The 24,153-nt window shown below is 58.4% G+C and carries 22 protein-coding genes; 13 read left to right on the forward strand and 9 right to left on the reverse strand.

Features of this window, described 5'->3' with window-relative positions; genetic code table 11:
• The first annotated feature begins 53 nt into the window (after positions 1-53).
• Complete coding sequence (locus tag AAHB16_RS15400; RefSeq protein ID WP_342051370.1) at positions 54-455, forward strand: tautomerase family protein; 402 nt, start codon at positions 54-56, stop codon at positions 453-455.
• 1,202 nt (positions 456-1,657) lie between these two features.
• On the opposite strand, the gene AAHB16_RS15405 is transcribed toward AAHB16_RS15400, so the two are convergent.
• Positions 1,658-2,194, reverse strand: a complete 537-nt coding sequence (locus AAHB16_RS15405) for a nuclear transport factor 2 family protein (RefSeq protein ID WP_342051371.1) — start codon at positions 2,192-2,194, stop codon at positions 1,658-1,660.
• 204 nt (positions 2,195-2,398) lie between these two features.
• On the opposite strand from AAHB16_RS15405, the gene AAHB16_RS32765 reads away from it, so the two are divergent.
• Positions 2,399-2,926 carry a helix-hairpin-helix domain-containing protein gene (locus AAHB16_RS32765; RefSeq protein WP_446718095.1) on the forward strand — a complete coding sequence of 176 codons (528 nt, stop codon included), beginning with the start codon at positions 2,399-2,401 and terminating at the stop codon, positions 2,924-2,926.
• A gap of 23 nt (positions 2,927-2,949) precedes the next feature.
• Positions 2,950-3,210, forward strand: coding sequence for a hypothetical protein (locus AAHB16_RS15410; RefSeq protein ID WP_342051372.1), 261 nt, complete (start codon positions 2,950-2,952; stop codon positions 3,208-3,210).
• Positions 3,211-3,340: 130 nt separating this feature from the next.
• Here AAHB16_RS15410 and AAHB16_RS15415 read toward each other — a convergent pair whose 3' ends face one another.
• Together AAHB16_RS15415 and AAHB16_RS15420 are read right to left on the reverse strand one after the other, a co-directional pair.
• The gene (locus AAHB16_RS15415; RefSeq protein WP_342051373.1) at positions 3,341-3,832 is read right to left on the reverse strand and encodes a DUF1097 domain-containing protein; all 492 of its coding nucleotides are present in this window, start codon (positions 3,830-3,832) and stop codon (positions 3,341-3,343) included.
• 83 nt (positions 3,833-3,915) lie between these two features.
• A complete protein-coding gene (locus AAHB16_RS15420) occupies positions 3,916-4,650 on the reverse strand; it encodes an SDR family oxidoreductase (RefSeq protein ID WP_342051374.1) in 735 nt (244 codons plus the stop codon).
• 116 nt (positions 4,651-4,766) lie between these two features.
• On the opposite strand from AAHB16_RS15420, the gene AAHB16_RS15425 reads away from it, so the two are divergent.
• Positions 4,767-5,669 (forward strand): LysR family transcriptional regulator, encoded by a 903-nt coding sequence (locus AAHB16_RS15425; protein ID WP_342051375.1) that lies wholly within the window; start codon positions 4,767-4,769, stop codon positions 5,667-5,669.
• Positions 5,670-5,730: 61 nt separating this feature from the next.
• Here AAHB16_RS15425 and AAHB16_RS32770 read toward each other — a convergent pair whose 3' ends face one another.
• Positions 5,731-5,955, reverse strand: a complete 225-nt coding sequence (locus AAHB16_RS32770; protein WP_446718096.1) for a DUF2188 domain-containing protein — start codon at positions 5,953-5,955, stop codon at positions 5,731-5,733.
• A 1,198-nt stretch (positions 5,956-7,153) separates the two neighbouring features.
• Here AAHB16_RS32770 and AAHB16_RS15430 point away from each other — a divergent pair.
• On the forward strand, positions 7,154-8,137 hold the full coding sequence (locus AAHB16_RS15430; protein WP_342051376.1) for an alpha/beta hydrolase: 984 nt from the start codon (positions 7,154-7,156) through the stop codon (positions 8,135-8,137).
• Positions 8,138-9,107: 970 nt separating this feature from the next.
• Positions 9,108-10,979 (forward strand): sensor histidine kinase, encoded by a 1,872-nt coding sequence (locus AAHB16_RS15435; protein ID WP_342051377.1) that lies wholly within the window; start codon positions 9,108-9,110, stop codon positions 10,977-10,979.
• Between the two features lie 19 nt (positions 10,980-10,998).
• Here AAHB16_RS15435 and AAHB16_RS15440 read toward each other — a convergent pair whose 3' ends face one another.
• The 4 genes from AAHB16_RS15440 to AAHB16_RS15455 form a co-directional block, all read right to left on the reverse strand.
• Entirely contained in the window at positions 10,999-12,210 is a 1,212-nt protein-coding gene (locus AAHB16_RS15440; RefSeq protein WP_342051378.1) for a sensor histidine kinase, read from the reverse strand.
• 346 nt (positions 12,211-12,556) lie between these two features.
• On the reverse strand, positions 12,557-13,219 hold the full coding sequence (locus AAHB16_RS15445; protein ID WP_342051379.1) for a response regulator transcription factor: 663 nt from the start codon (positions 13,217-13,219) through the stop codon (positions 12,557-12,559).
• A complete protein-coding gene (locus AAHB16_RS15450) occupies positions 13,216-15,030 on the reverse strand; it encodes a sensor histidine kinase (protein ID WP_342051380.1) in 1,815 nt (604 codons plus the stop codon). The genes AAHB16_RS15445 and AAHB16_RS15450 overlap by 4 nt, the downstream gene beginning before the upstream one ends.
• A 95-nt stretch (positions 15,031-15,125) precedes the next feature.
• Complete coding sequence (locus AAHB16_RS15455; RefSeq protein ID WP_342051381.1) at positions 15,126-15,512, reverse strand: response regulator transcription factor; 387 nt, start codon at positions 15,510-15,512, stop codon at positions 15,126-15,128.
• Between the two features lie 224 nt (positions 15,513-15,736).
• Between AAHB16_RS15455 and AAHB16_RS15460 the strand changes: the two genes are divergently transcribed.
• The 5 genes from AAHB16_RS15460 (at position 15,737) to AAHB16_RS15480 (ending at position 20,218) form a co-directional block, all read left to right on the forward strand.
• Positions 15,737-16,474 carry an SDR family oxidoreductase gene (locus AAHB16_RS15460; RefSeq protein WP_342051382.1) on the forward strand — a complete coding sequence of 246 codons (738 nt, stop codon included), beginning with the start codon at positions 15,737-15,739 and terminating at the stop codon, positions 16,472-16,474.
• Between the two features lie 43 nt (positions 16,475-16,517).
• Positions 16,518-16,706, forward strand: a complete 189-nt coding sequence (locus AAHB16_RS15465; RefSeq protein ID WP_342051383.1) for a hypothetical protein — start codon at positions 16,518-16,520, stop codon at positions 16,704-16,706.
• A 46-nt stretch (positions 16,707-16,752) separates the two neighbouring features.
• Positions 16,753-17,505, forward strand: coding sequence for a glucose 1-dehydrogenase (locus AAHB16_RS15470; RefSeq protein WP_342051384.1), 753 nt, complete (start codon positions 16,753-16,755; stop codon positions 17,503-17,505).
• 610 nt (positions 17,506-18,115) lie between these two features.
• Positions 18,116-19,381, forward strand: coding sequence for a beta-ketoacyl-ACP synthase II (fabF, locus tag AAHB16_RS15475; protein ID WP_342051385.1), 1,266 nt, complete (start codon positions 18,116-18,118; stop codon positions 19,379-19,381).
• 579 nt (positions 19,382-19,960) lie between these two features.
• Positions 19,961-20,218 carry a manganese efflux pump gene (locus AAHB16_RS15480; protein ID WP_342051388.1) on the forward strand — a complete coding sequence of 86 codons (258 nt, stop codon included), beginning with the start codon at positions 19,961-19,963 and terminating at the stop codon, positions 20,216-20,218.
• 134 nt (positions 20,219-20,352) lie between these two features.
• Here the strand turns inward: AAHB16_RS15480 and AAHB16_RS15485 are convergent, their stop codons facing one another.
• On the reverse strand, positions 20,353-20,781 hold the full coding sequence (locus AAHB16_RS15485; protein WP_342051386.1) for a TOBE domain-containing protein: 429 nt from the start codon (positions 20,779-20,781) through the stop codon (positions 20,353-20,355).
• Positions 20,782-21,278: 497 nt separating this feature from the next.
• On the opposite strand from AAHB16_RS15485, the gene AAHB16_RS15490 reads away from it, so the two are divergent.
• Together AAHB16_RS15490 and AAHB16_RS15495 are read left to right on the forward strand one after the other, a co-directional pair.
• The gene (locus AAHB16_RS15490; protein ID WP_342051389.1) at positions 21,279-22,757 is read left to right on the forward strand and encodes an aminotransferase-like domain-containing protein; all 1,479 of its coding nucleotides are present in this window, start codon (positions 21,279-21,281) and stop codon (positions 22,755-22,757) included.
• 203 nt (positions 22,758-22,960) lie between these two features.
• Positions 22,961-24,153 (forward strand): molybdopterin-dependent oxidoreductase (locus tag AAHB16_RS15495; RefSeq protein ID WP_342051387.1); only part of this gene is annotated, 1,193 nt, incomplete at its 3' end.

A 24,153-nucleotide genomic window follows, 5' to 3' on the forward strand; every position in this document is an offset into this window, starting at 1 on the left:
CCCTCGCGTTCGCCTGCAGTGAGGCTACGAACGCATACTAGAAGGACTCACCTATGCCCGTCTTCCATGCCTATCTTCCGAAAGGCCAGTTCACCCGAGAACAGAAAATCGCCATTGGCAACGCATTGAACCAGTCTTTGGTACAAGGACTCAAGATTCCGGCAGGAGACCGCTTCATTGCACTTACCGAGCATGGCGACGACGAGCTATTCATCGATCCGACGTTCATGAACATGGAACGATCCAAACAGGCCATGATCGTCACGGTCCTGGTGGGGGCTCATCGCCCTCTCACTGACAAGCGGATCTTGATGGCAGCAATGACCAGGCTTTTGCACGAAGCAGTAGGCATTTCTCCGGATGACGTCTTCATCGCGCTCATTCCGGTTCCCAATGAAAATTTCTCGTTTGGACGTGGCGTACCTCAACTCGCCGAAGCGACACCGCGCTGGTGATCGTTCGGTGGCGCCACCGATCACCGCCTCCGCTGGCTGCGCCATACGGCCGAAGGCCGTAGTTGGACCCAGGTAGAGTGGGAGACGTCGGGGAGTAGTCTGTGGGCGGTTTGATCGCCCGACGATAGTCTCGGCCGCTGTTAGAGCAGCATCCCACCCCACTCGGAGCGTCGAGCACCGAATCGCAATGTTCGCGAGGATGTTGCGATAGCAGCTGCCACACCTGGCAACGGCATGACGAGGGGATGCACACAGGTGCTCCTTTAGGCGCAGACGAGGCGCCATGACATGCCGCCGTGACGGGGACTTATTGATTATCAAGGGTGACCCTTCGGCTCATCCTCGGTGCTGTTCGCCTTACCTTTTCGGTGGCTTCCGATCGCCAATAGCCACTATCTCTCCAAGACGTTATCCACCAGGAAGGTCGTCTGCCTCGTCATACGTGAGTCCAAGTATCAGGCACGCAGGGCCGCCAGGGCTCGATAAGCGGTGGCGTCCTCGGCTGTGAGCGAAGACAGCGGCTTGCCGCGCTCGTAGCGACGGTCGCGGCCGCGGCCGTGCTGGCCCAACCCAGCGCGCACACGGGGCCCGAAAGAACGGATTTGCAACACCTCCACTGCTCATGCAGCGTCTAGGTGTTGCACCCACCGGTTGAATCCACAAAACCATAGCTGTCATTCATGTTCCTCCAAAGTGGACGTAGCACCCTCAGCACCCGACTTGGACGATTTCTCCACGCTCTGCCTCTCTTTTGAGCGTTGCCGCGAGCGCAGAACATGATGCAATGTGAAGTCGCTAACCTGGCAATCAGCAAGACAATGCTATTCCACGTCGAAACCAAATCTTCGCTCGCTCCATTCTTGATACAGGTCACTTTCAGTCATTGGTCGCAGCGGAGGCGCAGTATGTCATGGAACTGCGGAGAGGCGGAAAGTGGCGGTACATATGGCGCGTGGGTGGTAAGCGCGCTGCCGCTTTTTCCGTTCCTAGATATCACGGTAACTCCCCTGCGCTACACCCTGCAGCAATATAACGGCAAAACTTCGACTCTGGACTTTAGTAACCGACGTTCTTCGCGAACGTGTCCCTCTCCGCTCCGCAACAGCGTATCGTTCTTCTGCTGAAGAACGGCGTCACGATGCGCATTTGCTCTACTCTCGATCATTCTCCGATCTCTATCGAGCCATGCTAGTGAAACGTATTCACTGGCGAGCGCCGCTTACTGCAGGCACCGGAATGCGTCGCAGCACCTCGTCGTAGGGAGTGAGGTCGAGAAATGCCGTCACCTCGGCCGCTTTACCGCCTTGCATGCGAAATATCCACGCATAGCTGTTGCGATACGCGGTACCATCGCGCGCCATGCCTTCCCCGTCCCAGTAGACGATCACGTGTTCGCCGTCTGCCCAAACCTGTTTGCGTACGGGACGTACCGGGGTTGACAGGCGAGACTGAAACGGGCGCACGGCCTTCTCGATGAAAGCGTCCCGTCCGCGGAAGGTGCCCGCACTTGGGCTGGAACCTTTGATGGTCCAGACAACATCGGACGCTAGGAGTTCGTCGAAGAATCCGGTCCCACCGCTTGCCCAGCGATCAAATGCTTCGGCGACGATCTGCTTATTTCTATCTACCGCGCTCGAGGTATCGGTTGCGCTCGCCGTCCGCGATAGCAGGGTGACGCTAGAGAAGATGGCCAGGGCGATGAGAGCTGCCCATAAGTTGCGAATGGTTGGTGATGACATATATCGATCCTCCCATTTGAGATGTTGCGATTGAGTCTGTGAAGTGCTCTTCGAGCGGGAAACTGCTACGCTCACAGTTCCCTAACATGCCCATCTTGGTGATTCATCCTTGGGTCTTGGACTCTAGAAGCGTCCAGGGAAAAGCGACCCTAACTCGCGCCATGACCCGCGGCCTTTCTCTGCGCGCTTCTCAACAGCTAGCCGATGGTCATCCCCCTATCAACTCATCTTGCCAACGGCACTCGCGTGCGGCTCGGCCTGTCGCTGATCCGCGGGGTGCGCGAGGAATCCGCGCGGCGCATCGAGACATGCCGTGCCGTCCGCCATTCCGACAGCGTGACGGATCTCGCGACGGGCATCGCTCGACCGGCACGACGTGCAGGTCCTCTCCGCCGGCGAGACGCCCTTCGGACGCTGGCGGGAAATCGCCGGCACGCCCTATGGCAGGCATCCGCCGCGGTGATTGAAAAGGACGTGCACGAAGTCACCGATCTACCTGAGGAGGCGCCAGCGCTGGCCCAGCCTAGCGAAGGCGAAACAATCCTAGGAGACTATCGCTCGATGGGGGATGACGTTGCATCGGTATCCCATCGCCCTCCTCCGTCGGCAACTGACCAACAAGGGTTCGAGACCGCTGCCACGCTCCCTGGCGCAAATCGGCAGCTCGCGCGCGGCGCTGGCAAAGTCATGTGCGCCAGGGCCCGGGGATCGCCAACGGCGTCTTGTTGCTGACGATCGAAGATGAGACCTGCAACGTGAACGTCATCGAATGGCCCTCGGTGCGCGAGAAATTTTGCAACGAGATCTCAACGCTTCGCCTGCTCGACATCTACGGTCAGTGGCAAGCCGACGGCGAAGTCCGCCATCTCGTCGCTCAATATGCGATGACCTATCGTCGATGCTTGGCGCGCTGGACACGGTCAGCAGATATTTCCGCTGACCGTGATGATGAGAGGCAGCGTTCTGAAAGGCGCATGCGGGCCGATGATTCCTCCGTCCAGATCCTATGCAAGTAACACGCCAATTAGCACAGCGTAGCCGCTATTGGATCGTAGGTTTTCCATTTCAATTCTCGGACCACGTGACGCTCGAACTACTAGACGGCTATTAGTTTCGCATAAGCCTATCAGCCCTCCTTTCGACAGTCTAAGCTGCCCAGCCGGCAATAGATCCTAAACTAGCGGAACTTGCCAGCATCACTACCGACTCGGGCTCAGCGGGAAGATGGGAGGCGAAGAAGGTAATAAGCCCAATGAAATAACCTAGCAGATTGTTGAAGTGTGGTAACGCGCGCGTCCCGAGGACGAGAAACGCTACACAGAAGACGACTAGAGGGAAAGCAAATCGACCTAAGATCGGAAGCCCTCCCCCAATCAGCATGGTCGCGATCGCTCCAAGACAGAGGCCGGCCACCACGCACCCCAGGCTGCGTAGGCCTTCCAGGATAGAAGGACGGCGCGTGAAGTATGAGACCCAACCCATAAACATCGCCCACGTCGGTAAAGTGAGTAAAACGCTGGTGTAAGCAGCAGATGCGGCGACAAATGCAAGTATTGCCGTCAGCACAAAATATTTGCCTACACTTATTGCTCTGGGACCGGAGTCCGCGGCAGAATGCACGTCGGAATTAGTTGTCACGTCTTCTCCCTGCTGTTGCGAATGCAACGGGCGTATCGAATATGTCCGTCTCGAAAATGAGGATTACCACGACGGCGGCTCTATTAACACATACCGCCGTTTGCGCGAATCACCTGACCGTTAATCCATGCGCCTTCGGGCCCCGCAAGAAATGCCACCACCCGCGCGATGTCATCAGGCTGCGCTAGCCTCTCTAGCGGATTCATTTTTGTCATGCGCTCGATCAACTCAGGAGTCTTGCCATGCAGAAACAACTCCGTCGCAACGGGGCCGGGTGCCACTGCGTTTACGCTGATCTCCCGACCTCGAAGTTCTTGCGCTAAAACCTGCGTAAGAGCTTCAACCGCCGCCTTCGTGGCGATGTAGACGCCGTAACTTGGCAAACGAAGGCCGATAACACTAGATGAGAGGTTGATAATCCTGCCCCCAAGTCGCAACCTTTTCGACGCTTCTCGGCACATGTTAAATGTACCCTTAAAATTGATAGCCACCACTTGTTCAAACACGTCGGATTCGAAATCTGAAATCGGGTTCAAATTTAGGACACCTGCGTTGTTCACTACGACGTCGATCCCACCGAACGTCGTTTGCGTCAGATCGAACAGAGCCTTCACCGCCGCACTATCTGCCACGTCGGCTTGCATGGCAACTGCGGTACCACCTTCACTGCTGATCCAATCAACAACTTCCTGCGCTTCCCGCCGACTGCTTGTATAGTTCACGACGACTTTGAAGCCGTCCCTCGCTAGACGCTTAGCGCTCGCTGCTCCGATACCACGAGACGAGCCAGAAATTATGGCGACTTTCTCTGCATTCATGCTTTCCCCCACTGGTTCCGTGCTACTCGATGCAGCACATCCGAACAATGTATTACCTCTCCGGGGCAAAAAAAAATGAATTGTCGTAAAGATAAGAATGACTTAAAATATGTCTTATGACATTTCATAGCAGGTTTCTCGGCGGTATAGGTGTCGTCTCCGCAGTGGTCGAGGCAGGCAGTTTTGCGCGCGCGGGGGAGGCCTTAGGGTTGACTCAACCGGCAGTCAGCCGTGCTGTTGCTAGACTGGAGGAGCGCATCGGCATACGTATCTTCAATCGGACCGCGCGCGCGATCTCGCTAACTGACGAGGGCCGCATTTTTTATGAGGCAATGACGCCCCTGTTAGCTGAGATCGAAAGAGTCTTAGACGAAGCCGGTGGATCGAAAGAAAACGTTCGCGGCCGCCTCAGGGTCAACGTTGATGCGACGTTTGGCCATTATGTTTTGGCACCGCGAATTGGCGAGTTCCTTGAGCGTTTTCCCGAAATCTCGCTGGAAATTAGCGTCAGGGATCGTATGGGAGATCTGGTCGCCGAAGGATTTGACTTGGCAGTGCGGTTTGGCACTCCGGAGCCGTCCTCATACCGCGCAGTCCTGTTGCTTGAAACGCGCGTCCTTACTTGTGCTTCTCCCGCGTATGTTGCCCAATATGGTGAGCCAGCGCACCCCCACGACCTTCTGAACAACCATCGATGTCTGCTAATACGCGACCCCATTACGGGGCGCCCTTTCGACTGGGAATTTCACAAGCAATCGGAGGTTGTGCCATTGCTGACGACCGGGCGGATCATGGTAAACGACACAGGATCGTTGCTAGGGGCTTGTCTCGGCGGGGCTGGGGTCGCTCAACTCTTGGAACTCTATTCGCAGAGACTGATTAATAGAGGGCAACTGAGACTTCTGCTGCCGCAATGGACTGACGAAACTTTTCCGCTTTACGCATATCGCCATAACACTAGTCTCGTTCCCGGAAAGGTCCGCGCATTTCTTAATTTCATTCGCGAACTGGCGAATTAGAGCTATCACACAAATTGATTAATATAGGAGCAATCGTCGGGGCCATTCTTATAATTTTTTCCTAACATCTGCACGCGACCGGCAAGTTTCGACGGTTAGGAAAGAGACGGAAACCTATTTTCCCGTGACGATCGTGCAACACAATATTCAACCCTTCCTTCGCAGCAAGTGCTGCTCCATTCAAAATGGCGGCTTCCCTGGTTATGTATTTAGTACGGAGATAACCTTCCGAAGTCTGCACAACCCACGCCGATCCTGATCTGACAACATGAACTGTTTTCGTCATTTTATTCTGGATCTCTACCCCAAAATGTGCTAACTCCTGACTCAGCGGCTCGTTTCGTCGTCGCCGCCTCCGAATGATGTTAGGTTGCCTAGCGTCAAAATGTAATTTTTTTCTTGCGACGGTTCAAATGAATCCGTATCAGATTCTGTTTGGTCTGACAGTTTCTTGGCCAATGGCGCAAGGCACTCTGGCTTCGGATGCCGTTAATGCGGCTTCTCCCATGAAAGGTGGCTATGCGGAGCGTCGGACCGAATTGCATTGTGATGTCACTCATGACGTAGCGCTCCACGGCCGCCACCAGCGGCGAACTGTGCCGAGCAGCCGCCGCCAGTCACCCAGCGTGTATTCCGGCAGCTCGATCGAACGCGCTGACGATACAACGGCTGGTGGTCGCAGAACTTCGAGAGCAGCACGACCACACCCGTGTTCCAGCAGGCAATCCAATCATGCTGTTAGCAACGCCCTCAGCGCGTTCAACATAGCAATGTCAACGGCCGGTGAGGCGGATCGTGCCTCGTTCAAGTCGGATCTCCATGGCACCTTGCGTGCCGCAACGCAGGAACGACAGACATGGAGGAGATGCCCTCGACGGTCACCGGGAGCAACGTGGACGAACACTCTCGCTCGCCATCGAGAGCCAGTGGCGCCACTTGAAGACCTGATTCGTATTGAGGCCGTTGGCTAGCGCAATCGCCGACACAGACGCATTGGGCTGTATACACTGCGCCGACGATATCGCGCGCGGACGCACGGGAGAAGGGGCGTCGCTGGGACGAACGCTGTCGCTCATCGGCTGATGGTTTCCGAAGGCGATGTGCCGTCGTGCGAGCCGTATGCACACGTCCGCGTGATGATGGTCACGCCGGCAAGGCTCGTATCTTGCGATGCAAAAATTCTCAAGGCTATTCTTTCGTATGGTTTCGGCAAACCTTTTTTAAATTTCATAAACCTTCAGGGAAATCAAAAGCTTAAGACCGTGAATTATGCCGTCGTGGGGCCGCGTTATACCATCGCATGAGTGCGAAGCATCCCTCCCGTTCACAAAATCCAACCTATCGCAGGGAAACACTTAAAACCGAGCCGGATAGCAAAACCTGTGATTTGTTGTATCGGTCGCAACTCCGCTCACTCGACGAAGGTACACGATCAAGTGAACACTCTTTCGAAACTAGCCGCATTCCTCCTCGGAGCTACCATCATGACCCAGACCGCCATCGCGCAGGACGTATCTACGGATCCACACATCGATCCCAAAATCCGCTCGTTCCTCACTGAGCTGAACAAGGACAGCAGTCCCTTCTGGGAGTTGCCGCAGCCGAAGCCGCAGGAAATTCTTACGCAGCTCCAGGGTCAAGCCAAAGTCGACATGGCGGGCGTGACCACGACGGAGCGAACCATCACGGAAGACGGCCGGACGGTCAAACTCTACGTGATGAAGCCCACTCACGGGGCCGCAAATCCTGGCGTACTACTCTTCCTGCACGGTGGCGTCTGGATCGTGGGCAACTTCGCAAATCACCAGCGACTGCTGCGTGATCTCGTTGTACAGAGCGGTCAGGTCGGCGTGTTCGTTGAATATACGCCGCTACCACAGGCGAAGTTTCCGACCCAACTCGAGGAGTCGTACGCGGCCTTGAAGTGGGTGGCGAAGCATGGTCACGAACTCGGTGCGGACGGCAGCCGCATCGCTGTGGCAGGCAACTCGGTGGGCGGCAACATGACCGCCGCACTCTCACTGATGGCGAAGGATCGCCAGGGGCCGAAAATCGACTACCAGGTCCTGCTGATTCCCGCTACAGATGCGAGCGTAGACAGTGACTCCTACCATCAGTTTGCGACTGGCCGATTCCTCGCCCGATCCTTCATGGAGTACGGGTGGAATCTGTATGCACCGACGAAGGCCGAGCGCGACAATATTTATGTTTCGCCGCTGCGCGCATCGCTCGACGAGTTGAAAGGCCTGCCTCCGGCTCTCGTGGTCACGGCAGAGAACGATCCGCTCCGCGACGAGGGCGAAGCTTACGCTCGCAAACTGAAGGAAGCCGGCGTGAACGTCACGGCCGTGAGGTACAACGGTACGATTCATGACTTCGTGCTGCTCAACGCGCTGCGTCACGTCCCCTCGACGGAAGCTGCGCTGCAGCAGATCAGCGACGGCGTCCATGAGCATCTGGCTAAGTAACACCTAGTTTTTGGCTTCGAGCGGCCGCGGTAGGTCTGAGCGTCCGCTCGCAGACTGTGGGTGGCGGACGTAAATTGCACGGTAGGGGGTGCGGCAGAATTCTTGGACTACCTCCAAGTAGTCCAAGAATTCTGCCGCACCCCCATTCATGCAACATTCGATTGGCGTTGTCCTCAATGCTCTTCGGCAGCGATCGCCCCGCTCGCGCCAGCTCGTTACATCGCACTCGCATAGCAGCGGCCAGGCTTCAACAAGAACGCCTTCCATCGCTTCCCCCGGCGAGTGGTCAATGCGCGACAGCGCGTCCCAGCCACCGATATCGATCATCTGGTTCCGGAAGCCTGCCCACGAAGTCGGACCTGGATGCGGAGGGTCTCTCCACGCTTGGAGCCCAAAGCAACGAACGTCATCACGTAGGCAAAAGAGAGCACGAGACAAATCGCACTGCCGTCCTTCGTTGCCAGCCAACGTCTCACCACCCCACTCACCGTAGACCCATTCCACGCGTCCCCCCCACCCGCTGTCTTTCGCTTCTCCGAAAAGACACGCGCTCCCTTCACCATTTTCCAATGCTTTGAACGCAGGTCGTCTCGCGACATAAGGCCGCAACAGTACGCGTGGCCCGGGGCTACACGCTCCTAACAAGCTGCAACATTGGCCAACATTCGTCTCCAAGCACGCAGCTCCCTAGGGCTCGTTTGGCCAGTTCGCCCTACCTCTAACGTAACCTAAAAACCCCCGTCGGAAAATGCTTGTTACTATCATATTGAAAGTATATAGTCCTTTCACCGGTCGATCAGCGTTGCAGAACGCTTGCGATCGGTGTTGGAGGTCCCCGACGGATGAAGCCGAACTCGGTAACCGGATTGGGACGAAGCAACGTCGCGGTTCGCTGTTGTCCCTTATGACGTCCCTATCCGCATAGTGTGCCGAGCGAGTTTGCAGAAATCAGTCTTGTCCGGAGATGTTGATGTTGAATGCCCCCGAGTTTCCCTTCGCTCTTTCTCCAGACATGTCGCCGCTAGCGCGGCAGCGGATATTAACGCCTGCGCCTCAGACGAGTTACGCATACGCAGTTCCCCTGCTGATCGCGTCCGCGGTTATGGCTGCGGTGTTCGCGGCGGACGTCCTAACGTCTTTCCATATCGCGATCGCAGTCTTGTACGTGATCGCCATTCAGCTGATGTCGGCGACTGGCTCAGCGCGACTGACACTCGCCGCGAGCGCGCTTTGCTCGATTTTGACGGTCGTTGCGCTACCTCTTTCACACGAGTCGTTCGATCATGCTGGCCCCTTGGGCCGAGTGGTCGTCGCCCTGTTGGCAATAGCCGTAGGCACATCCCTTTCTATGCGGCATTTGTTGTCCGTTAACCAGATGCGCGAGCAGATTCACTTGCTCAACCTGTCACATGACGCGATTGTCATCTACGACATGCGGGGGCTCGTCACGTTTTGGAATCGCGGCGCCGAAGCGCTCTACGGATGGTCGGCCGGGGAGGCCCTGGGAAGGGACTTCCACTCGCTAACTCAGACTCGCCTCAAGTCTTCGCGTGAAACCATAATGGAGACGCTATGCCGTGAAGGACGTTGGGAGGGCGAAGTCCAGCGGGTGCATCGCAGTGGGCGCCGCCTGGTGGTCTCCAGCCGAATCGCTTTGTGTCGGGATAAGGCACATCGGCCGATTGCTGTCATGGCCACCAACAATGACATCACCGCACGCCGGGAAGCCGAGTCAAAGCTCGCACGAAGCGAAACCATGCTTGCGGATGCACAGAAGCTGAGCAAAACCGGCAGCATTTTGTACTCTGCTTCGTCGGACGAGATGATTTGGTCCGATGAGACTTATCGCATTCTCGGCTATGACTTCGGAAGAAAGCCCACGCTTAAGCTCATTCTGGACAGAACACATCGGGACGACGCTGTGGTGCTGTCCGACATGAGCACCGCAATGCAGAACGGGGATCCCGCCGTCGATATCCAGATTCGGCTGATGATGCCCGATGCAGAAGCGAAGACAATCCGTTTCGTGGCCAGGCTAACATCTAATGCGCCTGACCCGCAGTATGTGGGGGCGCTCATGGATGTCTCCGCCACGGTGGCGGCACAGGAAGCCCTTCAGCGATCGCTCAAAGAACTTGCGCATATCTCACGCGTGACGACACTCGATGGACTGACCTCCACCGTTGCACATGAAATTACGCAACCGCTTGCTGCCATTACCACGTGCGGCTACTCCGCTCTCACGTGGCTTTCTCAACCGGAGCCCAATATCGCCGACGCGACCGAATCGGTAGAGCAGATGATCCGGGATGCGCAACGCTCCAGCGACTTGGTTAAGCAGATCCGTGGCATGGCACAACGGCGGGATTTCCACGCGATCGACGTATGTGCAAATCAGCTTGTACGGGATGCACTCGACTTGCTGTCTCATGAATTCAAGGCCGCGAGAGTATTCGTTCAGACCAAGTTCGAGAAGGCAAGGCTGGATGTGCGCGGAGATCCAGTGCAGTTGCAGCAGGTGTTGGTCAATCTGCTGATGAACGCCGTGCAAGCGATGGCATCCCTGGAGCGACAGAAGATCTTAAGCGTTAATGTCGAGCTCGCTGAGGATAGCCGTGCCAAGATCGTTATCCGTGACAACGGCCCGGGCTTTCATGAAGGAGACATTTCGCGGCTGTTCAGCGCCTTTTTTACAACGAAGCAAAACGGCGTCGGGATGGGGCTTGCTATCTGCCGAACGATCATTGATGCGCATGGAGGAAGCATCTGGGCGACTTCGTCGACGCCCGGCGCGACGTTTCATATCGCACTGCCAAGTCGCTCCGCCACTGCTTTGATTTAGCGCAGCTAACCCCGTGTAGTCATCGCGCCGCGAGGCTGCTGGGAATAGTAAAGCGGATCCGCGTGCCGGCACCGGTGCTGGATTCGACCCAGATGTCTCCGCCATGCGCTTGCACGATGGCTTTTGCCACGGTCAGTCCAAGCCCCAGACCTTCCGGCCTTGCGCTTACGAACGCCTCGAACAAAGTTCCCGAGACCGTATCGGATACTCCTTTGCCGGAGTCGCCCACTTCAAACAGCACCATGCCGCCAGTGACGGGCTCAGCCGAAACCATTAGCTCACGCGCCCCAAATCGCTCAGCAGCATGAATCGCCTGAATGCCGTTTGCCAACAGATTACCGAGGACTTGGTGAAGCTGAACTCGATCAGCAAATACCTCGAGGTCCGGACCAACGCGTTTTACCACGGTAACCTGTTTCGCCGCTGCATCAGGGCCCACCAAGAAAAGCGCAGCCTCTACTGCCTCGTCCACAAGCAAAGGGGTCGGCAGCACTGGGGCACGCATCATAAAACCGCGTAGCCTGCTGGAGATAACGGAGGCGTCTCGTGCCCACCGCGCCGCATCCCGGATCGCTGCAGCAGCCTCGACAGTACTGGGCCGCTCACGTTCTAACCAAACCAACGCCGCGTCGATGGAAATCATGGTTGACGATAACGGTTGCCCAATCTCATGCAGAACCGAAGCAGCTAGTTGTCCGACAAGCGAGATCCGCGCTGTGTGTGCCATCTCCGCACGCAGCGCCTGCAGCCGATCGCTATTCTCCTTGTACTCGGTAACGTCAAACGCGTAGAAATGCAATCTCCGGTACCGTACGGGATCATTCGGCAGTGCGCAGCGCCAAACGATGGGCACCGACTTCCCATGAAGGGTCGTGAGGGTACGCTCTCCCTCGCACGTTTCAGCGCCGTCAAATATGGCCTGGAGTACCTTGGCGTTGCTCGTGCGATTGGCTGGCAAGAGCTTCTTGGCTGCTTCGAGAAGGGCTTCCCGCGAGGCGCCGCCGAACAAACGAACCGCCGCGTCGTTGGCGTCGACAAATGCATGCAACGCACGCAACTCGCCTATCACGTGCGGATTGCACTCTATGTAGTCACGCAGGTCGGTGACCCCGCATGCCTTTATGGTGTCGACCCACTGCTTTATATGCGACCAGTCTTCAATGAGAATTGGAATTGGCGCAAAGTGGAAGGCCTCATCTACTGACTTTGAGAAAGGCTGACCGTCGCTCATGGTCGATTGTCGGCGCGCTTTCGCCAGTGTGACAGCATTGGTATAGCCGCCGCGGTGAAACGCAAGTGCGGCCGAAAGCCGCGATGACGTGCGTCACGCAAGGCCGCCCCTCGCGACGGGATACGCGGGTCGTTCCTATCAACTGCCGTGTCGATTGAACGCACGCGTTCTTCCAGCGGGATCCGACACTCACACGCCGATCCGGTGTTGATAGAAAACATGGCGTCATGCCTCTCGATCGTAGATTTTCGCCGGCACGCCGACGCAACGGCCCAAAGTTACGCGCAACGGCACTCCAATTCCATTCTGCGTTCGTTTTGCTTACTTATTCTTTAGCGTCTGGCATCTATACCTGCGTAGCAGGCTTGCCTGGGTCGGGCACGATCCCAAGCGCTCGCGCCTGAAGCACGAACTCGGCAAACGACCTCGCGCCCATCTTGCGCATTGCCTGCGCCCGGTGAATCTTGATCGTGATCTCCGTCAGATCCAGTTGGCTTGCGATCTGCTTGTTCAACAAGCCCTGAGCGACATACTCCATTACCTCTCGTTCGCGGGGTGACAGCGCGGCATAGCATTTGCGCAGAGTAGACTCGCAGCGCGCGATCTCACGCCGCTCCGCGTCTCTCAGTAATGCACTGCGGACCGCATCCAGCATGTCTTGATCTCGGAACGGCTTCGACAAGAAATCGAGAGCCCCAGCCTTCATTGCCTTCACCGACATGGCGATGTCACCATATCCCGTCATAAAGATGATGGGCATCGTGACGTTCATCGCGGCAAACTGCTCCTGGACTGCCAAGCCACTGTGCCCTTTGAGCCGAACATCCAAAATCACGCAACTCGGCACATCTTCCTTCTGGTATGCGAAGAAGTCATTTGCCGTCTCGAAGGACTCAACGTGGTACCCATTCGCACGCAATAGCATTCGTACGGCCCGGCGCATGGACTCATCGTCATCGACAATGTATACGCGGCCTTCACTGTGCATATCGGCAGCGAACGTGTTCATGATTCCCCTTCATTCGAGCACCGAAGCTCAATATAGAAATGGGCGCCCGGACTCCCGGGCTCTGCCCAAATGCGACCACCGTGCGCATCGATGATCGAACGACATATTGATAAACCCATGCCGAGGCCGGAGTCCTTCGTCGTATAGAAGGCACTAAAGATTCGGCTCACGTCTTCCTCACGAAAGCCCGGTCCGTTGTCCAACACAGACACGAGGACATGTCCTTGCACACAGCTTCCGGACCAGACCTGCAATCGCCTAGGTCGATCGCTCACCTCCGCCATCGCCTGAATGGCATTCATTAGGAGGTTGACCAGCACCTGCTGGAGCTGCACGGGGTCACCCCTCACTACGACATCCCGTTGCGGAAGATCAACACTCAGCGAAACATGCGCCGAACGACATTCTCGACCGACCAGGCGAAGTGCATCATTGACGAGCGCATTGATGGAGACGGCAACGCTCTGGGGCGTTCGCCGTTGTGCCATCGCACGAATCTGCCGGACAATGTCAGTGGAGCGCTGCGCATCATGAATCATCTGGCGAATCGAGATCAGCGCCTCGAGCACATCAGGTTCAGGTCGGTCTAGCCAGCATACCGCGGAGTCTCCGCACGTGACGATGGCTGCAAGCGGCTGTGTCACCTCATGCGCGATGGTTGTCGCCAGGCCACCCAGTGTGGTTAGCCGCATCACATGCGCCAACTCACTCATTGAGCGTTGCAATGCTTCCTGTGCCGCAACTACTGCAGTGATGTCCATCAGCGCACCGACATACTCGGGCTGCCGATGCCCAGGCGCCGACTTCAAACGGGCGACAAAGCGAACGTGCTTGAGTTCGCCGTTACCCATGAGAAGACGATGTGTTCCATCAATTAGGGGCTTTCCATCGCGGATGGCCTGATCCATTGCCAGCACGAGCTCGATGTCCTCAGGATGGGTCCGCTGGAGCACAAGGTCCAAGCTTGGTGGCGTGTCCGGGCTATAGTCTAAGATGCGGTAGCATTCTTCGGACCATCGCGCCTCGTGCGAGTTGGCGTAACGTAATACACTGCCAGTCTTGCTCAGGCGTTGCGCATCGGCGAGGTATGTCTGGCTACGCTCCAACTCTTCTTCAGTGCGACGCCTCTCGGTGATGTCGTTGTTGGTGGCCATAATTGCGATGGGCTGACCATGACGGTCGCGCCATAGGGCAATTCGGCTCGCAACGGCGAGCGTACGGCCATCACGATGAACACGCTCTAGTTCGCCTTCCCATCGACCGTCCCGCATCAGATCTGAATAAACTTCCTGACGGCCGCCCGGAAACCGCGTCTGGGTTAGGGCATGAAAATCATTCCCGATCGCGTCGCTAGCCGTCCACCCGTACAGCGCTTGAGCGCCAGCATTCCAGAAACGTACAACGCCATCAAGGTCATAAATGACAATGGCATCGTGAGACAGGTTAAGTAAATGTACCTGCTCTCGCAGACATTCGCTATTTCGGAGGTGTCTCAGAGAAAGGACAGTTGCTGTGACTAGAGCCAGAAGACTCACAGAGCAACGCGCCAGAGCGCCACCCGCCTTCTCGGGATCGTACGTCAACAGAAGAGCGAGCAGTGTCAGTGCCACGCATAGCAAGCCAGAAATGGCTGTCAGGCGGAGCGAGCCAGTCGCGGCCACAATCTGGACTACGACTACATATAAGACAGCGACGGCGACCTGATACGGCGTGAATGCATCGAACGCGAACACCGTCAGCGCAGTCGCACCGGCAACCGCGATCAGGAGCGGCGAAGGCCGTATCGCAGGCTCTCGCAGCATCCTTGCCATATGCGACGCGGATGTCGGCGAGCCCCATAACGCAAACGGCATCTGAAACCGGTATATGCCTGGCATGCGAAACCTGAATTGTTACTCGATCGATGTCAAGGGCGACCAGCGCGGTGTTGCGCCGCCACTTCCTCAAGGCACGTCTTGATCTCCACGCCGTTCACAGGCTTGCACAAGAACGCCGCGGCACCCATACGGACGGCTTCCTCTCGGATGGCGTCAGTGCAGTATGCCGTGATACAGATGATGGGCGCGGCAAACTGTCTTGCACGAAGCACGCGCATCATCTCAAGACCTGTCATGCGCGGCATCTGCACGTCGGAGATAACGCAGGCGACCTTGGATTCGTCACCGCTATCCAAAAATTCGACCGCCGACGCGTAAGCCTTTGCATTCCATCCTAGAGAACGCACCAATCTGGACGTGGCGACGCGCAGCGACGCATCGTCATCGACGATGGCCACGGTCAAGGTGTTGGACACGCGCATTCCTCACAACAAAATGTGCGACCATCCTACGCGGGCCAAAGCGATTGCTGAATTATGCGATGGTATAAATGTCGGTCGACAGCAACAGCGCCGACCGCCCCGTCCGCGCCGCTATCCAAATAGGTGCCGAACTCGAAATCAGTGGCGTCTCGGCGAAATCCAAAAAGCAAGTGAACTCATAGCCTGATCACATCTCAATTGATTCTGAGGGTGTGACCATGGAAGTGAACGGGAAAGTCGCTCTGGTTACGGGAGCGTCGGGCGGCATTGGCCGGGAAGTGGCACTGCGCCTGGCGCGAGATGGCTTTAGCATCGTTGCCTGCTTTGCTGGCAACCCTGCCCCTGCGCAGGCGCTCGCGGAAGATATCGTCGCGCAAGGAAGCGCGGTCGAAGTTGTTGCTGCAGATGTCTCGGACAAGGCTGCGGTCGACGCGATGTTTTCCGCAGCCATCAACCGATTCGGGCGCATCGATGCGGTGATTCATTGCGCCGGCATCATGCCGTTGTCTCCCATCGCCGATGGTGATATTGAGCTATTCGATCGGACGGTGCGCGTCAATCTTCGCGGAACGTTCTGCATCCTGTCGGCGGCAGCGAATGCGCTGACGACCGGCGCACGTATCGTCGTATTCTCGAGCAGCGTTCTGGCCAAGTCATTCCCCTCCTATGGCGCCTACATCGCGTCGAAGGCTGGCGTCGAGGGCCTCGTACGCGTAATGGCCAATGAGATGCGCGGCCGAGGCATTACGGTCAATGCCGTCGCTCCTGGGCCGGTCGCCACCCCCTTGTTTCTCGCTGGTAAATCGTCCTCCGAGATCGCTACTTTGGCGCACGTGGCCCCGCTGGAGCGCCTCGGGCAGCCGGACGACATCGCGCGCGTAGTCGCCTTTCTGGTAGGCCCGGACGGGGAATGGATCAACGGCCAAATCGTGCGGGCCAACGGGGGCTTCGCGTAGCTATATTCCGTTGCTCCGTCCCCAACTTACCTGGACTGACATCATGACAAAGATCACTCTCGTCACGGGAGCAAGGGGCTTCGGTGCCATGGCGGCGCACGCGCTGGCCGCGGCCGGCGATATCGGCTATGCAAGCATGCGAGCACTCGCCGGCCCCAATGCCAGCGCCGCCGATGCGCAGAGCTCCTCCCCCGTATCGGCCTCGCAGACCTGGTTCACGTTTCCACGCTAAGCGATATCTAACTGTTTAATGAATCCGGCATTCAGGAGAAATCAACATGGCAGACTCGAACACGATCGCTCAGCAGACAGCGATCATCACCGGCGCATCTCGGGGCATAGGCGCAGCAATGGCGCTCAAGCTCGCTGAGCATAAATTCAACATCGTCGTCAATTTTGCCACTGACGAAGATGCGGCTCGGCGCGTGGTTTCCGGTATAGAAGCGGCGGGCGGCCGCGCAATCGCAGTGCGAGGCGATGTCTCTCGCCGCGAGGATTTCGAGCGAATCTTCGACGACGCAACATCAGCGTTCGGCGGAGTGGACGTCCTTGTGAATAACGCCGGACTCATGAGCAATATGACCATCGGCTCTGTCGACGAGCTCGCTTTTGATCGTATGTTCGCGATCAATGTGCGTGGTGTACTCAATGGTCTCAAGCTGGCATCGCAGCGTATGCGTGACCGCGGCCGCATCGTCAATATCTCGACCAGCGTAATCGGTATGTCACCTGCAGGGTATGGCCCCTATTGCGCTTCGAAGGCTGCGGTAGAAGCTCTGACCCGCAGCTTGTCCAGAGAGCTCGGGTCTCGCGGTATTCGCGTGAACGCTGTCGCTCCTGGACCGACCGAAACAGAGCTGCTTACGCTCGCAAACGACGCCGACCGCCTGAAAATGTTCGCCGCAATGACTCCGCTCGGCCGCCTCGCTCAGGTGAGCGACATCGCGGACGTCGTAGCTTTCATGGTTAGCGACAACGCACGCTGGATCAATGGTCAGACGGTACGGGTCAATGGCGGCATCGTGTCGTAACGGTAGAGGCCGCGCGAGCGGCCGCGCCGGGTACCTCGCATAACGAGCACTGTTGTCCCCGATACGCGTCAAAGCACGGCGTCTGCCGTCCTGGTCGGCAAACTGTCAGATCAAGCCAAGACGGCGTCAATGAGGCGCATCACGGACCTAGCGCTAAAGGTTGCAAATGATAGCAACAGAGACGCCAATGGCGAATGCGTGGAAAGAAGAGGCCCTCGATGGTGGGCAAAGAAAACTGTAGACGGTGAAGTCGTACACGATCGCAGCGACGACGGTGGATCTGCGCGGTCCTGCTTGGATGCGCGCCCTCTCGTCGCGGGGGGCAAGACCCTCAATCAGTGGTTATACATCGCTGCAGCTCCGGTCCGGTCAGGGCGGACAGCGTTGGCTGCCCCTCAATTTTTGCCACTCACGCGCGTCGCCCCATTGCGGTGCAATCTCCTTTGTTCGATCTCGTCCGTACGGATAGGCGTGCGGCGCAGTCTTGTGTCTTTCACAATGAAAGTCTATAGTTACTAGCATATTGCAAGCTTTGGCAGCGTCGGAAGTAATTTCGATTGGCCGCAGAGGCGGATGTTGAGCTATTGGCTAACGAGGTTGGGAAGATTTCATGAAGCGAATTGTTGTGACTGGTATGGGTCTTGTGACGCCGTTGGGCTGCGGAGTGGAGACTGCCTGGAGCCGACTTCTTGCGGGGCGATCGGGTATGGAGCGTCTTCCCGAATCCGTTGTCGAGGGACTACCCGCAAAAACGGCGGGTATCGTCCGTTCCGTGGAGGACGACCTGGCGGGCTTCAACATCGACGCCGTAGTCGACGCGAAGGACCGGAAGAAAATGGATCGCTTTATCCATTTCGCTCTGGCGGCGGCAGCGGAAGCGCTCACAATGGCCAAGTGGGAAGCCCTTACCGATGACGCAAGGGTTAGAACCGCGACTGTTATCGCGTCGGGAGTAGGAGGATTCGGAGCGATCGCCGAAGCAGTCCGCACCACGTACGACAAGGGTCCAAGGCGACTGTCCCCATTTACCGTACCGAGCTTTATCGCCAACATGGCCGCGGCACAGATCTCCATCCGGCACGGCTTTCAGGGCCCCAGCGGTACTCCAGTGACGGCGTGCGCCGCGAGTGTGCAGGCGATTGGTGACGCAATGCGCCTTATCCAATCCGGTGAGGCCGACATCGCTGTTTGCGGTGGTGCGGAGGCGTGTATCGATCGAGTAACGATCGGCTCTTTCAGCGCTGCGCGCGCTCTATCAACGCACCATGCCGAGGAACCGTCAAAGGCCTCACGTCCATTTGACGCTCAACGAGATGGGTTCGTGATGGGCGAAGGGGCGGGTGTCCTAGTCATCGAAGACCTGGAGCATGCGTTACGGCGCGGTGCCCGACCCATCGTAGAGGTTACGGGGTACGGAACCACTTCAGACGCCTATCACATGACGTCGACGCTCCCCGATGGCGCTGGCGCACAAAGAGCGATGACTTTGGCGTTGCATCGCGCGGGAATTCGGCCTGAGGAAGTGCAGCATCTCAATGCGCATGCGACCTCCACCCCAATGGGAGACCGAAGCGAGCTTCATGCAATAAGAGCCGTGTTTGGGGATGCATCCCCTGCCGTGTCAGCTACCAAGTCTTCCACCGGCCATCTACTCGGTGCTGCTGGTGGCGTAGAGGCGATTTTCACCGCTTTAGCAATTCGCGACCAGATAGCGCCGGCGACTCTGAACTTTGAAGAGCCAGACGAAATCGCGAAAGGCATCGACATTGTCCATGGGAACGCTCGAAAGATGAAAATCGAGAACGCGATTTCAAATGGCTTCGGCTTCGGTGGCGTAAATGCAAGTGTGATCTTCCGCCAATACACTAACGCTTAATGTGAAAGCCCTTTTTCTGGCGAGCCACAGCAGTCGGCCGTAGCGGACCGGTTGGCCATACGGCGAAAGACGGGCGCATTCAAAGAGTTGTATGGCACTCAGCAATCAACAGAAGAAGGTAATCGATCTTCTCAACGCTGGGCGTCGCCTCCGTATCGTACGATCGCCCTTAGATGGTCAGCCCGTCTACGCTGAATTCGACCCGTCAGACATGGCACTGCCTGAGGAGAAAATCCCGTGGTGGCGAATCGAGCGACTTGTGCGGCTTGGCTTCCTACTGCCGGAGCCTAGGTGCTGGCAGGCAGCCAGCCAACTCGTATTGCGGTCGCTTGTGGCAAAACCATAAATCGTCAAGGGCGGTCGGTCCATCGATCTGGGATCATGCAGACTCAGATTACCTTCGTATCGTCCTAACCCTGGCAACCGGTAATATCTAGGGCCGATCCCGACGCCCTCGCTCGCATGTACCACTCGATGTGATCGTGTCGGCCAGAATTCGGCTGAGGTCCGCCAAGAACTTCCTCCGCTGAGGCGCTCGAGCAATACAAGCTTGCGCGGGAGGTCCACGGCTATAGCAGAATCGCGTTCGGACTGCTGACGGTGCTCGGCCTGCGCATGATGCTGAAGTCCTCCAGCGCGGAAGCGCACGAGGACAAGCCGCAGTCCATTCATTATGGAATCAATCGCCCTGCCACGGGCTTTGCGACGAGCATCGACGCCATGGCGGCGGGCGTAGCACTCGCGTTCGTGGCATCAACATCGCGGTGGTCGCCGGCGCCATCCGGCATGGCGACCACGCTCATGGCGACACTCGGCGTCCTGATAGGAAGCGCCTAGTCGGCTCCGCACTGGGCCGCTGGAGCTAAGCCATCGGGAAGCGCGATATTGATCGCGATTGGCAGGGTCATCCTTGTGGAATACCTCCAGTTTCTAACCAAGAGGCCACCTCTTCGCCATGCATGGCGGTGGTGTCAGGCGTCGGTACCGACGATCACGCTGGAGGCCTTGAACATCGCGGCAGCGGCGGAACCCACGGACAGCCCGAGGCGGTCCACGCTGCTGTTGGTGATGATGGCCGAGACTGAGAGGCCGTTCGAGTCTGTGATGGTCACGTCGGCATTGACGGCGCCCTTCGTCAGCGCGGTCACCTTGCCGACCACGACATTGCGCGCGGACACCTTGCCGGGATCGGCGCCCACCATGACGATCACCGATGTCGCCTTGATCAGCGCCACCGCCTTCGCACCCGTCCTTAGACCGAGACGCGTCGCGCTGTCGTGCGTCACCGTGGCGACGATCTCCGCGCCGCCATCGGTCTTGATCGTGACTTCGTCATTGACCGCGCCCGCGGTGACCTGCCCGATGACGCCGGAGAATTGGTTGCGTGCACTGCTTTGCATTGCGTGGGACCTTTCAATGGATGCGTGCTAGGAGAGCGGCGTCAGTTTGACCCTCGCCCACACGCCTGACAAGTCATCCCATCGTATAACCCCGGTGCACAGCTTGAGGAACACCACGCTTGTTCCGCTTTCATTCGCAATAGCGCGCCTTCCCAGTTGGTCACGGTCAAACGAGGCGATGTCCCGAGCGGCACGCTTGGCGGCAAATCGCCACGCTATGCGGTGTGCTCGAGCAGGTCGCCGATCATCTCCGAGCGTCTGCGTCACCTTGTTTCAGTGCAAGGTTCCCACCAAGCCTTTGCCATATGTGCGGACAATAAGTCTATGTTTATGACCGATTTGTCATTGTTCTGAGCGGAATTTGTCGGGCTCGGCTCCTTACTGTGTCGCCATGTGTCAACGCCGCATGCGGCCACCCGGAGTCCCCGATGATCGCGACCACGCTCGAATCCGTCCACGACGTCATGCCCAGCCAGGCTGGGGCCGATATCTCGTCGATGCTCTATCACCGTCTTGCCGATGCCATCGAGCGGTCGATCGACCAGGGCATCTTCCGCGCCGGCGAGCGCATTCCGTCCGTGCGGCAGGCAAGCCAGCAGCATCGCATCAGCATCAACACGGTGGTGCGCGCGTATCTGCTGCTGGAGAGCCGTGGCGTGATCGAAAGCCGGCCGCAGTCGGGATTCTTCGTGCGGCCGCGTGTGGATTTTTCGGCAACGTCGTCGCCGGTATCGACCGAGCGCCTCATTGCGATGCATGACGCGGCCGCACGATCGGCGCCGGCGATCGATGACGACATCGACGTCACCTCGCTCGTGCTCGGCACGCTGCGCGCGATCCAGCAGGACAACGCGATGCCGCTCGGCTCGCCGTATCCCGATACCGCGCTGCTGCCGTCGCAGCGCATCGCCCAGTACGTCGGCGTGCAGGCGCGTCGCTGCGGTGACAGCGCGATGCTCGACGGACTGCCGCCCGGACATCCGGCGCTGATCCGCCAACTCGCGCGGCGTTACGTCGAACGTGGACAGCCCGCGGACCCCAACGAGTTCATCGTGACGTGCGGCGCGACCGAAGCCGTGCGCCTGTGCCTGCAGGCGGTGGCGCGCCCCGGCGATGCGGTGGTGGTCGAGTCGCCCTGCTACTACGGCATGCTCGAGACCATTACCCACCTGGGCATGCGCGCGATCGAGATTCCGAGCGACGCCTCCGGCAGCATCGACATGGCGTTGTTGCGCGAGGCCATCGATACGCAGACCGTGGCCGCGTGCGTGATCACCGCGAACTTCGCGAACCCGGTGGGCCGCCAGATGCCCGAGGACAAGAAGCGCGAGCTCGTCGAGCTGCTCACCGGTCAGGATATTCCCATCGTCGAGAACGACGAGTACAGCGAGCTGCATGTGGGCACGCAACATCCCACGTCGCTGAAGACGTACGACACGCGCGGACTGGTGCTGCATTGCGGCTCGTTCTCGCGCTGCCTCACGCATCGCCATCGCATCGGCTGGGCATTGCCGGGCCGCTTCCGCCAGCAGGTGGAGAAGCTCAAGTTCCTGAGCGCGATCACGACACCGCCGAGCGTGCAGCTCGCGATTGCCGAGTATCTGCAGCACGACGGCTACGACCATCACCTTCGCCGGCTGCGCCGGCGCATCGTCCAGAACGCGAGTATCGCGATTGCCGCGATCCGTCGCTGCTTTCCCGCGGGGACGCGCGTGCACGCGCCGGAAGGCGGGTACCTGATGTGGATCGAACTGCCGCGGGGCATCGACACGCTGGCGCTGTACCGCAGCGCGCTGGCATGCGGCATCTCCATCGCGCCGGGCCGCCTGTTCAGCAGCGACCATCGCTTTGCCAACTTCCTGCGCCTGAACTTCAGCGGGGAATGGACGAGCACGACCGATCGCGCGATGCAGACGCTGGGCCAGCTTGCCACGGAATCGATGGCGACCTCGGATTGTCAACAAGGCCTGCATTGACGGCTGAACAATGTTGCCCGGAGTCGTTACGTCAAGGGACACAGCCCGCAGGCAGCCGAGGCGATACAGCGCGGTGGGGAAGCAAAACCCGCGCCGAATGTCTCCTGACGTTCAATGGGTTGTATCTGTTCGTACTGCGATGCCAGACGTACTTTAGGAACCACCAAGCATCGCGCCCCCCTGAAATCGAAGGAAACAAAGTCATGAGTAGCAAGCCGACCCCCGAAGACGGTTACATCGCCCCCTATACCCATCCCGCAGCCGGATGGGGCGCTCTCAAGTACGTGGCCATCAATCTCGTGAAGGAGAAGGTGGCCGGCGGCAAGTACGTGACACTGTTCCGACAGAACCAGCCCGACGGCTTCGACTGTCCCGGCTGCGCATGGCCCGATCGCGAACACGGCTCGACCTTCGAGTTCTGCGAGAACGGCGTAAAGGCCGTGGCGGCGGAAGCCACGAGCAAGCGCGTGACCCCGGAGTTCTTTGCCGAGAACGCCGTCACGTCGCTGCTGAAGCAGACGGACTATGAACTCGAGCAGCATGGCCGCCTGACGCATCCGATGGTCTACGATGCCGTGGCCGATCGCTATGTCGCGATCGACTGGGACGAAGCCTTTGCCCTTATCGCCCGCCACCTGCGCGCGCTCGATACGCCGGACCAAGCCGCGTTCTACACCTCGGGCCGCGCGAGCAACGAAGCGGCCTTCCTGTACCAGTTGTTCGTGCGTGCCTACGGCACCAACAATTTTCCCGACTGCTCGAATATGTGCCACGAGGCCACGAGCCGCGGCATGCCCGTGACCGTCGGTGTAGGCAAGGCGACCGTGGTGCTCGACGACTTCGAACATGCGGACACGATCCTGATCTTTGGCCATAACGCGGCGACCAACCATCCGCGCATGCTCGGCGAACTACGCGAATGCGCGCGCCGCGGCACGATGATTGTGTCGATCAACCCGCTGCGCGAGCGCGGCATGGAACGCTTCACGAGCCCGCAGCATGCTTCGGAGATGATCACGGGCAGCAGCACCAAGATCGCATCGATGTTCGTGCAGCCGCAGCTCGGCGGCGATTTCGCGCTGATCAAGGGCATGGCCAAGCGCCTGATCGAAATGGACGACGCGGCGCGCGAACGCGGCGAGCCATCGCTGATCGACGAGTACTTCGTGCGCCGTCATACGCATGGCTACGATGCGTTCGTCGCCGACCTGCGCGCCGAGAACTGGGCCGACATCGTCGAGCAGTCGGGCACGACGTTCGAGGAAATCGACGCGCTGACCGGCGTCTATGCGCGCGGCAAGAACGTGATTGCCTGCTGGGGCATGGGCCTGACGCAGCACAAGAACTCGGTGCCGACGATCCAGATCCTCACGAACCTGATGATGATGCGCGGCAA

It is taken from the genome of Cupriavidus sp. OTU4054 (assembly GCF_038440175.1).
GTDB classification, from domain to species: domain Bacteria; phylum Pseudomonadota; class Gammaproteobacteria; order Burkholderiales; family Burkholderiaceae; genus Cupriavidus; species Cupriavidus pauculus_D.

Bases quoted from the DNA above. Each gene is read 5' to 3' on its own strand.
- AAHB16_RS15430 (WP_342051376.1), top strand. From the start codon at position 7,154: ATGACCCAGACCGCCATCGCGCAGGACGTATCTACGGATCCACACATC.
- AAHB16_RS15435 (WP_342051377.1), top strand. From the start codon at position 9,108: ATGTTGAATGCCCCCGAGTTTCCCTTCGCTCTTTCTCCAGACATGTCG.
- AAHB16_RS32770 (WP_446718096.1), bottom strand. From the start codon at position 5,955: ATGACGAAAACAGTTCATGTTGTCAGATCAGGATCGGCGTGGGTTGTG.
- AAHB16_RS15405 (WP_342051371.1), bottom strand. From the start codon at position 2,194: ATGTCATCACCAACCATTCGCAACTTATGGGCAGCTCTCATCGCCCTG.
- AAHB16_RS15490 (WP_342051389.1), top strand. From the start codon at position 21,279: ATGCTCTATCACCGTCTTGCCGATGCCATCGAGCGGTCGATCGACCAG.
- AAHB16_RS15425 (WP_342051375.1), top strand. From the start codon at position 4,767: ATGACATTTCATAGCAGGTTTCTCGGCGGTATAGGTGTCGTCTCCGCA.
- AAHB16_RS15450 (WP_342051380.1), bottom strand. From the start codon at position 15,030: ATGGCAAGGATGCTGCGAGAGCCTGCGATACGGCCTTCGCCGCTCCTG.
- AAHB16_RS15470 (WP_342051384.1), top strand. From the start codon at position 16,753: ATGGCAGACTCGAACACGATCGCTCAGCAGACAGCGATCATCACCGGC.
- AAHB16_RS15400 (WP_342051370.1), top strand. From the start codon at position 54: ATGCCCGTCTTCCATGCCTATCTTCCGAAAGGCCAGTTCACCCGAGAA.
- AAHB16_RS15420 (WP_342051374.1), bottom strand. From the start codon at position 4,650: ATGAATGCAGAGAAAGTCGCCATAATTTCTGGCTCGTCTCGTGGTATC.
- AAHB16_RS15485 (WP_342051386.1), bottom strand. From the start codon at position 20,781: ATGCAAAGCAGTGCACGCAACCAATTCTCCGGCGTCATCGGGCAGGTC.
- AAHB16_RS15465 (WP_342051383.1), top strand. From the start codon at position 16,518: ATGACAAAGATCACTCTCGTCACGGGAGCAAGGGGCTTCGGTGCCATG.
- AAHB16_RS15460 (WP_342051382.1), top strand. From the start codon at position 15,737: ATGGAAGTGAACGGGAAAGTCGCTCTGGTTACGGGAGCGTCGGGCGGC.
- AAHB16_RS15445 (WP_342051379.1), bottom strand. From the start codon at position 13,219: ATGAACACGTTCGCTGCCGATATGCACAGTGAAGGCCGCGTATACATT.
- AAHB16_RS32765 (WP_446718095.1), top strand. From the start codon at position 2,399: ATGGTCATCCCCCTATCAACTCATCTTGCCAACGGCACTCGCGTGCGG.
- AAHB16_RS15440 (WP_342051378.1), bottom strand. From the start codon at position 12,210: ATGAGCGACGGTCAGCCTTTCTCAAAGTCAGTAGATGAGGCCTTCCAC.
- fabF (WP_342051385.1), top strand. From the start codon at position 18,116: ATGAAGCGAATTGTTGTGACTGGTATGGGTCTTGTGACGCCGTTGGGC.